This window comes from Flagellimonas oceanensis (assembly GCF_003992595.1).
In the GTDB taxonomy this organism is placed as follows: domain Bacteria; phylum Bacteroidota; class Bacteroidia; order Flavobacteriales; family Flavobacteriaceae; genus Flagellimonas; species Flagellimonas oceanensis.
The window spans coordinates 191,494-204,349 of the sequence record NZ_RZNA01000024.1 but is presented as its reverse complement, the minus strand read 5'-3'; the positions used below and the strand labels follow the sequence as shown (position 1 = coordinate 204,349).

Here is a 12,856-nt window from a genome sequence, read left to right as displayed (position 1 = left end):
AGAAGTTGTTTTGAATTAGTCTTGGACTAGATGCTGTCGATAGCTTTTTTGGCAGCTTCCTTCATGTCCTCGCCAGCCTTTTCTGCGGCGTCCATGGTTTCTTTACCGGCTTTTTTGATACTGTCCAGTGCTTTTTCGCCCATTTCTTTGGCTTCTTCGCCAGCTTTTTCCATGGCATCAGCAGCATCTTTTGCTGCGTTTTCCAAATCTTCGCCAGCCTCTTCCATGGTCTTGGCTGCTTCTTCAGTAGCCTCCTCTGTTTTGTCCTTGGTATCCCTACAGGAAGTCATGACAGACATCGATAAGGTCAAGGCAATGGCAGTAAACAATACTTTTTTCATAATATAAATGGTTAAGTGTTAATAATAAAGTAAGATAGGTAAATAAATATAAATCTATGCTAGCATGCATATCATATTTAGGTTAAGGGAATTATGTGAATTCTAATGCTAAAAGGGAGAGTATAATTCCATCTAAATTTATAATTTTGCAAACTTGAATTCTAGTAGAAGAAGCAGTATATGAAGTTTGCGGAGTATAAGGGATTGGATTTGCCAAAAGTATCTGAGAACATTCTTGACTTTTGGAAGGACAAACAGATTTTTGAAAAGAGCGTTTCCACAAGGGAAGGCAAGGAGAGCTATGTGTTTTACGAAGGCCCTCCATCTGCAAACGGAATGCCGGGAATTCATCATGTGATGGCCCGTACCATTAAGGATATCTTTCCACGGTACAAAACCATGAAAGGTTTCCAAGTGAAGAGAAAGGCCGGATGGGATACCCACGGACTGCCCGTTGAAATAGGCGTGGAGAAGGAACTGGGCATTACCAAAGAGGATATCGGTAAAAAAATATCGGTTGAGGAGTACAACGCAGCCTGTAAAAAAGCGGTAATGCGCTACACTGATGTTTGGAATGAAATGACCGAGAAAGTTGGGTATTGGGTAGATATGGACGATCCATATATTACCTACAAACCCAAGTACATGGAATCCGTTTGGTGGTTACTCAAGCAGATTTACGACAAAGGACTTATATATAAAGGATATACCATCCAGCCCTTTTCGCCAAAGGCGGGGACTGGATTGAGTTCCCATGAGCTGAATCAGCCAGGAACGTACCAAGATGTTACGGACACTACGGTAACCGCACAGTTCAAGGCCAAGACCGATTCATTGCCAGATTTCTTGAAAGATGTGGACGGGGACATTCACTTTTTGGCATGGACGACCACACCTTGGACACTTCCGTCGAACACCGCTTTGACGGTAGGTCCAAAGATTGAGTATGTATTGGTGAGATCATACAACCAATATACGTTTGAGCCGATCAACGTGGTAGTTGCTAAAAACTTGGTGGGTTACAATTTTTCCGGCAAGTTCAAACAAGTTGAAACAGAGGAAGAATTGAAGTCATTCCAAGAAGGAGATAAAAAGATACCTTATCTGGTAGGTCGATCCTTTGTAGGGAAGGATATGGTCGGCATACAGTATGAGCAATTGATAGACTACGTACAGCCTTACCAAAATCCAGAGAATGCTTTCAGAATCATTTCCGGTGATTTTGTAACTACCGAAGATGGTACGGGTATAGTGCATACGGCGCCCACCTTTGGTGCGGATGATGCCTTGGTGGCAAAACAGGCCACTCCAGAGATTCCACCTATGTTGGTTTTGGACGAAAACGACAATCCCGTTCCATTGGTAGACCTTCAAGGGAAGTTTCGACCTGAAATGAAAGAGTTTGGGGGCAAATACGTAAAAAACGAATACTATGACGAGGGCGAAGCTCCCGAAAAGTCGGTCGATGTAGAGATTGCCATCAAACTAAAAATAGAGAACAAGGCCTTTAAGGTCGAGAAATATGTGCACAGCTATCCAAATTGCTGGCGTACGGACAAACCCATCTTGTATTATCCATTGAATTCTTGGTTCATCAAGGTAACCGATGTCAAGGATCGTATGTTCGAGCTGAACCAGACCATTAATTGGAAGCCAAAATCCACTGGAGAAGGTCGTTTTGGCAACTGGTTGGCCAATGCCAATGATTGGAACCTATCCCGTTCCAGGTACTGGGGTATTCCATTGCCCATTTGGCGTACCGAAGATGGCAAGGAAGAGTTGATCATAGGTTCTGTGGAGGAGTTGAAATCGGAAATGGCCAAAGCTGTTGAAGCTGGGCTGATGGACAAAGATGTATTCGAGGATTTTGTGGTGGGCGATATGAGCGAGGAGAACTACGACAAAATCGATTTGCACAAAAATATTGTGGATGGTATCACTTTGGTTTCGCCATCGGGACAACCCATGAAGCGTGAGGCCGACCTTATCGATGTTTGGTTCGATAGTGGCTCCATGCCCTACGCACAATGGCATTATCCGTTTGAAAACAAGGAATTGATTGATGATGGAGTTGCATTTCCCGCCAATTTCATTGCCGAAGGTGTGGACCAGACCCGTGGTTGGTTCTATACCCTTCACGCCATAGGAACCATGGTTTTTGATAGTATCGCCTATAAAAATGTGGTTTCCAACGGACTTGTTCTGGACAAGGAAGGCAAAAAGATGTCCAAGCGATTGGGCAATGCCGTAGATCCTTTCGAGGTGTTGCCAGAGCACGGCCCCGATGCCACACGTTGGTATATGATTTCCAATGCAAACCCATGGGACAACCTAAAGTTTGATATAGAAGGTGTTGTGGAGGTAAAACGAAAGTTCTTCGGGACACTCTACAATACCTACTCATTTATGTCGCTTTACGCCAATATTGATGAGTTTGATTACTCTGAAGCCGATATTCCGTTGGAAGAAAGGCCAGAGATTGATCAGTGGATCCTATCCGAACTACATACCTTGATCAAAAATGTGGATGAAGCTTATGGGGATTATGAAGCTACGCGTGCCGCTCGAATGATTTCCGATTACGTTCAGGAAAATCTGAGCAATTGGTACGTTCGTTTGTGCAGAAGACGTTTCTGGAAAGGGGATTATGGCACGGATAAGATTTCCGCATACCAAACTCTTTACACCTGCTTAGCAACTGTCGCCAAATTATCTGCACCTATTGCTCCGTTCTTTATGGATCAATTGTACAGGGATTTGGATGCGACTACCAAAAAAGAAGGTTTTGAAAGTGTTCACTTGGCCGAGTTCCCAGTTTTTGATGCCGATATGGTCAACAAGGATTTGGAGCGTAAAATGCAGTTGGCACAGAAAATCTCTTCTTTGGTACTATCCATCCGTCAGAAGGAGAAAATCAAGGTGCGCCAACCGCTTCAAAAAATCATGATTCCAGTGTTGGACGATCAGCAACGAAATGATATCGAAGCTGTTTCCAACTTGGTCAAATCCGAAGTGAATGTGAAGGAGATTGAAATGTTGGACGATGCTTCAGGAGTATTGGTAAAACAGATAAAACCCAATTTTAAGGTGTTGGGCCCAAAATTTGGTAAGGATATGAAAGCGATTGCCGCTGAGGTATCCAAATTGGGTCAGGAAGACATACAAAAAATTGAAAGAGAAGGTGAATTAGTGCTGCAGTTGGAAAATAAAACCGTTAATTTACAGTTAACCGATGTAGACATTAGCTCACAAGATATCGAAGGATGGTTGGTGGCAAGTGCAGGTCCATTGACGGTGGCCTTGGACGTTATCATAGATGAAACCTTGAGAAAAGAGGGGATTGCAAGGGAACTTGTGAACCGAATCCAGAACCTGAGAAAGGAATCGGGATTTGAAGTGACCGATAAAATTGACATAAAGATATTGAAGGATGGCCTAGTGGAAAATGCGGTTTCCAGCAATGAGGATTATATCAAAACGGAAACCTTGACCGCTGAGCTCAACTTTGAAGAGAAACTTGAAGAGGGTACAGAGATAGCCTTTGATGAGGTGAACACAAAATTGTTTATTCAAAAACATTAAGAAAATGGCAGAAGATTCAAAAGTAAGATATTCCGATGCGGACCTTGCTGAATTCAGAACCTTGATTGAGGAAAAAATAGATAAGGCCAAGAAACACTTGGAGCTTTTAAAGAGTTCTTATATGAACGATGGTAACAATGGTACCGATGATACCTCGCCGACGTTCAAGGCTTTCGAAGAAGGTTCTGAGACCATGAGCAAGGAGGCGAACACGCAGTTGGCCATCCGTCAGGAGAAATTTATCCGTGACCTTAAAAACGCTTTGTTGCGTATTGAGAACAAAACCTATGGTATCTGCAGAGTTACCGGAAAGCTCATCAACAAGGAGCGTTTAAAGCTTGTGCCCCATGCTACGTTGAGTATCGAGGCTAAGAACATGCAGAAATAAATGAAACGCCTTCGGGCGTTTTTTCTTTATGAGGGTGTCGGTGTTTTTGTTGGTTTTTTTTGCGCTCGTGCATGTTCATGGGCAAAAATTGGTAAAGAAAGCTTTTATTGATGATAGAACGGAAACCATTCAAATTGATGCGCAATATTGCTACCGAATTGACCTAAAGACAGAACCGACCGATGAGGTGCATGTTTCCGCTAGTATGGAAGGGGAATACGCCAAGGACTTGTTGATTTCCATAAAGCAAAATGGAACCACCGCAATGATAAGTGCTGGTTTCCAACCTCTATTTGTAAACCCAAATGATAAACTCAGTGCCCACAAAGTGGTTTCCATAGCTTTGGAAATCAGTGTGCCGGAATATAAGAATGTTGATGTTTTTGGCACCAATACCAATCTATACGCGACAGGAACTTACGAGGATTTGAATGTAACCTTGTCAGATGGGCGCTGTACTTTGGAAAATGTTGCGGAATCCGTGCAGGTAACCACACAAAAAGGGGATATTTTGTTGACTGTCCCCAGTGGTACCATTGATGCGGAGAGTGCCTATGGACATGTGAAAAAAGAAACCATACCTTTTGGGTACAATCAATTTGTTCTGAAGACAATAGAAGGTAACATCTTCCTGACCAAAACGAAATAATATCCATATTTTTGCAATCTCTTTAGTAAAAGCATGAATTTAAAAAAGTCCCTTATTATCATCATACTGATCCTACTGGTGGACCAGATAAGTAAAATCTATATCAAGACCAGTTTTATCTTGGGCGAGGCCCATGATGTGTTTGGTTGGTTCAAAATTCTTTTTATTGAGAATGAGGGGGCTGCCTGGGGCACGAAGCTGAGCGACTTATTGCCCATTTCGGAACCTACAGGAAAATTGATTTTGACCATTTTCCGAATTTTCGCTGTTTTTGGTATCGGATATTGGTTGTGGGATATTATCAGAAAACAATCGCCCCGAACATTGATTTTGGCTGTTTCCTTGATTTTTGCTGGAGCCGTTGGCAACATTATCGATTCTGTTTTCTACGGAATCATTTTTGATCATAGTAACGGACAGGTTGCCACATTGTTTGCAGATGAAGCGTATGGTAGCCTATTTCATGGCAAGGTGGTGGATATGCTATATTTTCCCTTGGTGGATACCACTTGGCCCGATTGGGTACCATCGGTGGGGGGTCAACGATTCCGATTTTTTGAACCCGTGTTCAATATTGCCGACACGGCAATAAGTACGGGAGTTGGTATTTTGATTGTGTTCAATAAAAAGGCATTTCCAAAGCAAGAGGAGAAGAAGGAGGAAGCTGCCGATCAGAATGTATAAACCTTTTCGGGGGTTACGCAATAATCCAATTTAACATCATTTGCATTCACATCGGAAATGGGTTCTTCTTCAGACTGGAAGAACGACACCCCTATTTTAAGGGTCTCTTTTCTGCACTTTTGCAAAAATCCATCATAAAAACCCTTGCCATATCCTACACGGTTGCCCAAGGCATCAAAAGCTAAAAGCGGAACAAAAACGACATCGATTTTGCTCTCGGGAACTTCAATGCCATCAACTGGTTCGGAAACGCCCCAAGCGCTTTTTTTCAAAGAAGTATTATCGGTAAGCAAATAATTTTCCATGGAATCATTGCCGCTGACCTTGGGAACCACTACATTTTTGTCCTTGCCTAGCAACAAGGTAATAAGAGGCAAGGTGTCCACTTCACTTTTTTCTTCTATGCTCAGAAATATATGGTAATAAAAAAAATCCCATATCGGGATTTGGAGTAAACTGTTGGCTATTGCCAAACTGAAATCCGAGGCTTGTTCAGGAGAAATATCCGCTCTCAGATTTTTATACTTTTTTCTTAATTCATGTTTCAACATTCAACTGTTGAAGATTTTTGGGGTTGTTTTAGGGCAATGGACTATTGCTCTCCTTTGTTGGTTGCAACGGAGAAAAAGATTTTGAAGAAAAGCATCAAAATCAAGTACATTCCCAAAACGATGATATAGTTTTCCATAGGATTGTAATTATATGGTTAAATGTAAGTAAAACATTTGAAAAATTTACCATGAAATGCACTTTTTATCGATGAAATGCACAGTTTTTAGCAACAGTTTAACAATTTAGACTGATTCACAATAAGTTGACTGGGGGTTTTCCATAGTTTTTTTAAGGAAAAACCCCAGTTTGGGAAAAGATTAAAATTATGAACGTAAAATTCTGATTTTGTGGTCTCTTGAGCAATCCATCATTTGAAACCAATTACACGTCAACACAAAACAGGAATCGATCAAGTTTAACAACAATGACGACAATTAAAGTATAAATTTGTTGTAAAGTCAAAATCAGTTCATTTTTCGGAGCCATCTATGTCCAAATCATCATCATTAAAAGTACAATTAAGTGCACTTCCAGATAATCCGGGTGTGTATCAGTTCTATGATGCCGATGGAAAGATCCTATATGTGGGCAAGGCCAAAAATCTGAAGAAACGGGTATCCTCTTATTTCAATAAAAGGCAGGAGTATGGGAAAACACGGGTGTTGGTCAAAAAGATTGATTCCATAAAGCATATTGTGGTGCCCACAGAGTCGGATGCCCTTTTACTTGAAAACAATCTCATCAAAAAATTGCTTCCCCGATACAATGTGCTGCTCAAGGACGATAAATCCTATCCTTGGATCTGCATCAAAAATGAAAGGTTCCCCCGAGTATTTTCCACCCGTAAGTTGATCAAGGATGGTTCTGAATATTTTGGACCCTACACCAGCATGAAAACGGTACGGACACTTTTGGACTTGATCAAAAGCTTGTACCCCCTGCGCACCTGTAATTATGATCTGTCCGAAGAAAAAATTGATTCGGGAAAGTACAAAGTATGCTTGGATTATCATTTAGGTAACTGTTTGGGTCCTTGCGAGGGGTTCCAGACCGAGAAGGAGTATCATGATCAGATAGAGGATATCAGGCAGATTATAAAAGGGAACTTAAAAAACTCCATACAGACCTTCAAAAAACAAATGAAGGATTATGCAGATGAGATGGCGTTTGAAAAAGCACAACGGGTAAAGGATAAGATCGAAGTCCTTGAGAACTATCAGGCAAAATCCACCGTGGTAAACCCAAAGATCAACAATGTGGATGTCTTCACGATCATTTCGGATGAGACCTACGGTTACGTTAATTTTTTACAGATTTCCCATGGGGCGATAATCAGGTCGCATACCTTGGAAATCAAGAAAAAACTGGATGAAACGGATGAGGAATTGCTGCAATTGGGCATCACTGAAATTCGACAACGCTTCAACTCAAAATCAAAGGAAGTTTATTTACCATTTCCCGTCACTGTTGATGGAGACCTGAAAGTAACCTTGCCCAAACTGGGCGATAAACGTAGGATTTTGGATTTATCGGAACGTAACGCCAGATTCTATCGTCAAGACAGGTTGAAACAAATCAAAATAACAGACCCCGACCGCCATACCAAACGCATTATGGGTCAAATGAAATCCGATTTGCGCCTGTCCGCAGAGCCAAGACATATAGAATGTTTTGACAACTCCAACATACAGGGGAGCAATCCCGTTGCGGCCTGCGTAGTCTTTAAGGATGGGAAACCATCCAAGAAGGATTATCGCCATTTCAACATAAAAACAGTGGAAGGCCCAGATGATTTTGCCAGCATGGAGGAGGTGGTGTTCAGGAGGTACAAACGGTTGCTCAACGAAGAAGAGCCCCTTCCCCAGCTTATTGTTATCGATGGTGGAAAGGGTCAATTGTCTTCGGCCTTAAAGAGTTTGGAGGTTTTGGGATTGCGTGGAAAAATCGCCATTATTGGGATAGCCAAACGTTTGGAGGAGATTTACTTTCCAGATGACCCGGTGCCATTGTATTTGGACAAAAGGTCGGAAACCCTGAAAATAATACAACAACTCCGAAACGAAGCGCACCGTTTTGGAATTACGCATCACAGGAACAAAAGGAGCAAAGGAGCCATTGGTTCGGAATTGGTGAACATTGATGGAATTGGAGAGAAAACCGCTCAACAACTGTTGAAAAGCTTTAAATCGGTAAAGCGAATCAAAGAGGCATCATTGGAAACTTTGACGGCATCCGTTGGGGAGTCCAAAGCAAAGAAAATTTATAAAACCTTTCACAAGTAAAACATGCGAAACAAGGCAATCATACTCACATTTCTATTTGCCTTTCTGGGCACGATGGTATTTGCCCAAAACACTTCAGATGGCAAACCACCCAAGGTGGGCTTGGTGTTGAGTGGGGGTGGTGCCAAAGGGTTGGCCCATATTGGAGCATTGAAGATTATTGAGGAAGCCGGGGTAAAAGTGGATTACATAGGCGGTACAAGTATGGGTGCCATTGTCGGAGCCTTGTATGCATCGGGATATTCGTCGCACCAATTGGACTCTATTTTCAGGAGCACCGATTTTACCGATTTGATTCAGGATAATGTGCCTCGAAGTGCCAAAACCTTTTATGAAAAAGAGGATTCGGAACGTTATGCGCTATCCCTCCCATTCGAAAATTTTAAAGTATCCTTCCCACAGGCGATCTCCGGTGGACAGAACATTTACAATCTTTTGGTGCAATTGCTTTTCCATGTGAAGGATGTGCAGGATTTCAGGAAATTGCCCATCCCATTTCTGTGTATGGCCACCAATGTGGAGACCGGAGAAGAAGTTTTGTTGGACAAAGGATATTTGCCCGAAGCCATTGTGGCAAGTGGAACATTTCCTTCGCTTTTTGAACCTGCGGAAATAGAGGGACAAATTTTGATTGATGGAGGAGTGGTCAATAATTATCCTATAAATCAAGTCAGGGCCATGGGTGCCGATATTATTATCGGGGTGGATGTGCAACATGACCTGGCCACAAGGGAATCCCTTTCCTCTGCAACGGAAATATTGCTGCAGATCAACAACTATCGTACGGTGAACGATATGAAAAAGAAATCCAAGGAAACGGACATCTACATTAGACCGGATATTGATGAGTTCTCGGTCATAGCTTTTGATAAAGGAAAACGAATCGTAAAAAGCGGGGAAGAAGCCGCCCAGGGTAAGTTGGATGAGCTGAAGCAAATCGCCCAAAGTCAAAAAGTATCGCCAAAGCCAAGGAAGAGTGTCAAGATAGCAGATAGTTTGACCATCAACCGGATGATCATCGAGGGTAACGATCAATATACCAGAGGTTATTTCAAAGGGAAGTTGCGGTTCAACTTGGCTGAAAAAATATCGTTTGCCGATCTAAGGCAGGGGATGAGCAATCTTTCGGCCACGGGAAACTTTAAGGCCATACGGTATGATTTGATATCGAATGGACTGGGCACGGATTTGATTTTAAAGCTTAAGGAAAACCCGACCAAGATGTTCATCAAAATGTCCGCCCATTACGATGATCTTTATAAAAGCGCGGCGCTCATCAACTTGACCAAAAAGAACTTTTTAATGAAGGATGATGTGGCTTCCTTTGATTTTATCCTGGGCGACCACATTAGGTACAACATGCAGTATTATTTGGACAAGGGTTATTATTGGAGTTTTGGCATCAATTCAAAATTGACCGATTTTGATGCGGAAACCGATTTTTCCCTGATACAAGGAAATTTTAATGTTCCCAACGACCCCAATATCCAAAGAATCAATATTGATGTGACCGATCTTACCAATCAGGTGTATCTGCAAACTGTTTTGCAAGAGGAATTTGCATTTACCATTGGGGCGGAACACAAATTTTTGAACTACAGTACGCGAACGTTGAACAATATCGATGCCGATGCAGAGATGGATATTTCAGCTTCCAACCAGCGCACCACGTTTGAAAACTCCAATTACTTCAGTGCTTATTCCCAAATAAAATTGGATACCTATGACGACAAGTATTTCCCAACCAAAGGACTTTTGTTTGATGGGGACTTCCATTTTTATGCCCTCTCGTCCGATTACAATGATAATTTTAGCCAGTTTGCGGTAGGTAAGGCAAAACTAGGTGGAACCATGTCATTGTTGCCCGGTTTGAGCCTACAACTTGAAACCGAAGGAGGAGTTAAGCTGGGAACATCCCCTGTCACTTCTTTTGATTTTATTTTGGGAGGTTTCGGGAACGACTTTGTGAATAATTTTGTCCCCTTTTTTGGCTATGACTTTCTTAGTCTCCCGGGCAATAGTTTTATCAAAGGGTACGGTAGACTGGATTACGAATTTACCTACAAGCACCATTTTTTGTTCTCGGCCAATTATGCCAATATCGAGGATGATCTTTTTAGGACTGGGGACTGGTTCAAGGAGCCCACTTTTTCAGGTTACGGAGTGGGTTACGGTTTTGAATCCTTTTTGGGTCCCATCCAAGTATATTACTCTTGGTCTCCTGAGTTGTCGGAAAGCAACGTTTTCTTCAGTGTGGGATATTGGTTTTGATAAAAATCACATGATCAAACAGCAAAGTTCTCTTAATAATTTGTCAAAAAAACAGATAAAACCAATCAATATCACAGGGGTTTAGTTAAAGTCCGTTAAAAACACTTTTTCCTACAAAACCTTGCCGTATCTTTGACCCACATAAGGGGTGGTTCCCTTATAACTTTAAGTATTGGTTTTTCATAATTTAAAGTTTGGTTGGTTATTTAGGAAAAGCCCAGTCTCGAGACTGGGCTTTTTTTGTTTATACTATTTTGGAATAAGTTTTGTTTAAGTATATGTGAACAGCATAGCCCCTAAAGTGATTTTACTAATTTTATATCAATAAAATTGCACATGAAAAAAATATTGATACCTACATTGTTGCTTCTTTTGGCAATGCCCGTTATGGGCCAAAGTTCACGTCCCGCCTTTAAGCCAGGGGAATGGTTGAAGTTTAGGATTCATTACGGTATCCTAAATGCAAGCTATGCCACTTTACATCTAACATCCAAAACTTTGGACGATATTCCCGTCTATCATGTTGTTGGGAAAGGAAAGACCACAGGATTTGCCAGTATATTTTTTAAGGTGGATGATACCTACGAAAGTTATTTTGGGCAAGAATATGGGAAACCCTATAAGTTTATAAGAAAAATTGATGAAGGAGGTTATACCAAGGACATAGAAATTGAATTTGATTACGAGAAGGACAAAGCGCTGTTGATTGACAACAAGAATGGCACAAAGCAGAACTTTCCCATCCATGACCAGATCCAAGACCTTATTTCCGCTTCATACTTTTTAAGAAGTAACTATAACTTGGAGGAATTCGAGGTTGGTGAATCCATCGATTTGGATATGCTCTTCGATGATGACGGCGTTTTTAGGTTCCAGTTGAAATATTTGGGAAAAGAAATCATCCGGACCAAGTTTGGAAAGGTAGAATGTCTTAAATTTAGGCCTTTGGTTCAGTCCGGCCGTGTTTTCAAGGAAAAAGAAAGTCTTACACTCTGGGTTTCCAACGATTGGAACAAAATTCCTATCCGAATCAAGGCCGATTTGGCCGTAGGTTCCTTAAAAGCCGATTTGGATGGTTACAATGGACTTAAGAACCAGTTTAAAATAATAATGAAATAGTTCGGCATTAATGGATAAGGATGCAAAAATCGCTTCCCAAATCAATAAGCTAGAGGAAAAATATAAAAACTCAGGGCAGGACCTAAGTTCTTATTTGGATGGACTTCTTTATGAAAGGTATTTAACATATTGGGATTACATCCATCTGGATACCTTGCTCAGTCTTCAGGTACCGCGAACCCATTTTCCCGATGAGGAAATTTTCATCATGTACCACCAGATTACCGAGTTGTACTTTAAACTTATCCTTCATGAAGAAAAACAAATAATTGAGGATAAATCCCAGGATGTTGCATTTTTCATTGAAAAAGTCCGTAGGATAAACAGCTATTTCAAGGCGCTCATATCTTCATTTAGCATAATGATCAAGGGCATGGAAAGAGAGCAGTTTTTGCGTTATCGAATGGCTCTGCTTCCCGCCAGTGGATTTCAATCGGCACAGTATAGGATGATCGAGTTCTATGCAACACCTTTGGAAAATATGATACACCCCTCCGATAGGGATAAATTCTCTTCGGAAAACAGCATTGAGGAACTTTTCGAGCATGTGTATTGGAAAAAAGGAGCGACCGATCTGGCAACTGGCGAAAAAACCCTTACCTTAAAGCAGTTTGAAGTAAGATATACCCCAAGGTTGTTGCGGATAGCCAACCAAGTGAAGGACAGTACCATTTACCATAAATATTTACAGCTCCCCGATGCATCCCGATGCAATGAAGAGCTGATTTCAGCGTTAAAGGAGTTGGACCTGAATGCAAATGTCAATTGGCCATTGATGCATATGGGCTCCGCGCATAGATATTTGGCCAGGGAAGGTAAGGATGTTGAGGCAACGGGGGGTACCAATTGGAAGGACTATTTGCCGCCCAGTTTCCAGAAAATAATTTTTTTCCCAACTTTGCATACCGAAGAGGAGTTGGATACATGGGGCAAGCAATGGGTGGACCATGTTTATAATCCAGAAAAAGAAGAATACAAGGAATAGAAG

General features: G+C 41.6%; 10 protein-coding genes. 8 read left to right on the top strand and 2 right to left on the bottom strand.

Annotation, left to right across the window (positions count from 1 at the left end; translation table 11 throughout):
- Positions 1-26: 26 nt before the first annotated feature.
- Positions 27-341 carry a hypothetical protein gene (locus tag EO132_RS19430; RefSeq protein ID WP_205780332.1) on the bottom strand — a complete coding sequence of 105 codons (315 nt, stop codon included), beginning with the start codon at positions 339-341 and terminating at the stop codon, positions 27-29.
- Between the two features lie 180 nt (positions 342-521).
- On the opposite strand from EO132_RS19430, the gene ileS reads away from it, so the two are divergent.
- From ileS to EO132_RS07850, 4 genes are all read left to right on the top strand, one after another.
- Entirely contained in the window at positions 522-3,923 is a 3,402-nt protein-coding gene (gene ileS / locus EO132_RS07865; RefSeq protein WP_127137363.1) for an isoleucine--tRNA ligase, read from the top strand.
- A gap of 4 nt (positions 3,924-3,927) precedes the next feature.
- Entirely contained in the window at positions 3,928-4,311 is a 384-nt protein-coding gene (locus EO132_RS07860; RefSeq protein ID WP_127137362.1) for a TraR/DksA family transcriptional regulator, read from the top strand.
- 88 nt (positions 4,312-4,399) lie between these two features.
- Positions 4,400-4,960, top strand: coding sequence for a DUF4097 family beta strand repeat-containing protein (locus EO132_RS07855; protein ID WP_235856408.1), 561 nt, complete (start codon positions 4,400-4,402; stop codon positions 4,958-4,960).
- 33 nt (positions 4,961-4,993) lie between these two features.
- Positions 4,994-5,644: a lipoprotein signal peptidase gene (locus EO132_RS07850; RefSeq protein ID WP_127137360.1), complete on the top strand. Its 651-nt coding sequence runs from the start codon at positions 4,994-4,996 to the stop codon at positions 5,642-5,644.
- On the opposite strand, the gene EO132_RS07845 is transcribed toward EO132_RS07850, so the two are convergent.
- A complete protein-coding gene (locus tag EO132_RS07845) occupies positions 5,632-6,195 on the bottom strand; it encodes a 5-formyltetrahydrofolate cyclo-ligase (RefSeq protein WP_127137359.1) in 564 nt (187 codons plus the stop codon). The genes EO132_RS07850 and EO132_RS07845 overlap by 13 nt on opposite strands.
- Before the next feature lie 489 nt (positions 6,196-6,684).
- Between EO132_RS07845 and uvrC the strand changes: the two genes are divergently transcribed.
- From uvrC to EO132_RS07825, 4 genes are all read left to right on the top strand, one after another.
- Positions 6,685-8,478: an excinuclease ABC subunit UvrC gene (gene uvrC / locus EO132_RS07840; protein WP_127137358.1), complete on the top strand. Its 1,794-nt coding sequence runs from the start codon at positions 6,685-6,687 to the stop codon at positions 8,476-8,478.
- 3 nt (positions 8,479-8,481) lie between these two features.
- Positions 8,482-10,749 (top strand): patatin-like phospholipase family protein, encoded by a 2,268-nt coding sequence (locus EO132_RS07835; RefSeq protein ID WP_127137357.1) that lies wholly within the window; start codon positions 8,482-8,484, stop codon positions 10,747-10,749.
- A gap of 336 nt (positions 10,750-11,085) precedes the next feature.
- Entirely contained in the window at positions 11,086-11,868 is a 783-nt protein-coding gene (locus EO132_RS07830; protein ID WP_127137356.1) for a DUF3108 domain-containing protein, read from the top strand.
- A 10-nt stretch (positions 11,869-11,878) separates the two neighbouring features.
- A complete protein-coding gene (locus EO132_RS07825) occupies positions 11,879-12,853 on the top strand; it encodes a tryptophan 2,3-dioxygenase family protein (protein WP_127137355.1) in 975 nt (324 codons plus the stop codon).
- Positions 12,854-12,856 lie beyond the last annotated feature (3 nt).

What these genes read in the sequence shown, in the direction of transcription:
- EO132_RS19430 (WP_205780332.1), bottom strand. Translation starts at nt 341, where the DNA reads ATGAAAAAAGTATTGTTTACTGCCATTGCCTTGACCTTATCGATGTCT.
- ileS (WP_127137363.1), top strand. Translation starts at nt 522, where the DNA reads ATGAAGTTTGCGGAGTATAAGGGATTGGATTTGCCAAAAGTATCTGAG.
- EO132_RS07860 (WP_127137362.1), top strand. Translation starts at nt 3,928, where the DNA reads ATGGCAGAAGATTCAAAAGTAAGATATTCCGATGCGGACCTTGCTGAA.
- EO132_RS07850 (WP_127137360.1), top strand. Translation starts at nt 4,994, where the DNA reads ATGAATTTAAAAAAGTCCCTTATTATCATCATACTGATCCTACTGGTG.
- EO132_RS07845 (WP_127137359.1), bottom strand. Translation starts at nt 6,195, where the DNA reads ATGTTGAAACATGAATTAAGAAAAAAGTATAAAAATCTGAGAGCGGAT.
- uvrC (WP_127137358.1), top strand. Translation starts at nt 6,685, where the DNA reads ATGTCCAAATCATCATCATTAAAAGTACAATTAAGTGCACTTCCAGAT.
- EO132_RS07835 (WP_127137357.1), top strand. Translation starts at nt 8,482, where the DNA reads ATGCGAAACAAGGCAATCATACTCACATTTCTATTTGCCTTTCTGGGC.
- EO132_RS07830 (WP_127137356.1), top strand. Translation starts at nt 11,086, where the DNA reads ATGAAAAAAATATTGATACCTACATTGTTGCTTCTTTTGGCAATGCCC.
- EO132_RS07825 (WP_127137355.1), top strand. Translation starts at nt 11,879, where the DNA reads ATGGATAAGGATGCAAAAATCGCTTCCCAAATCAATAAGCTAGAGGAA.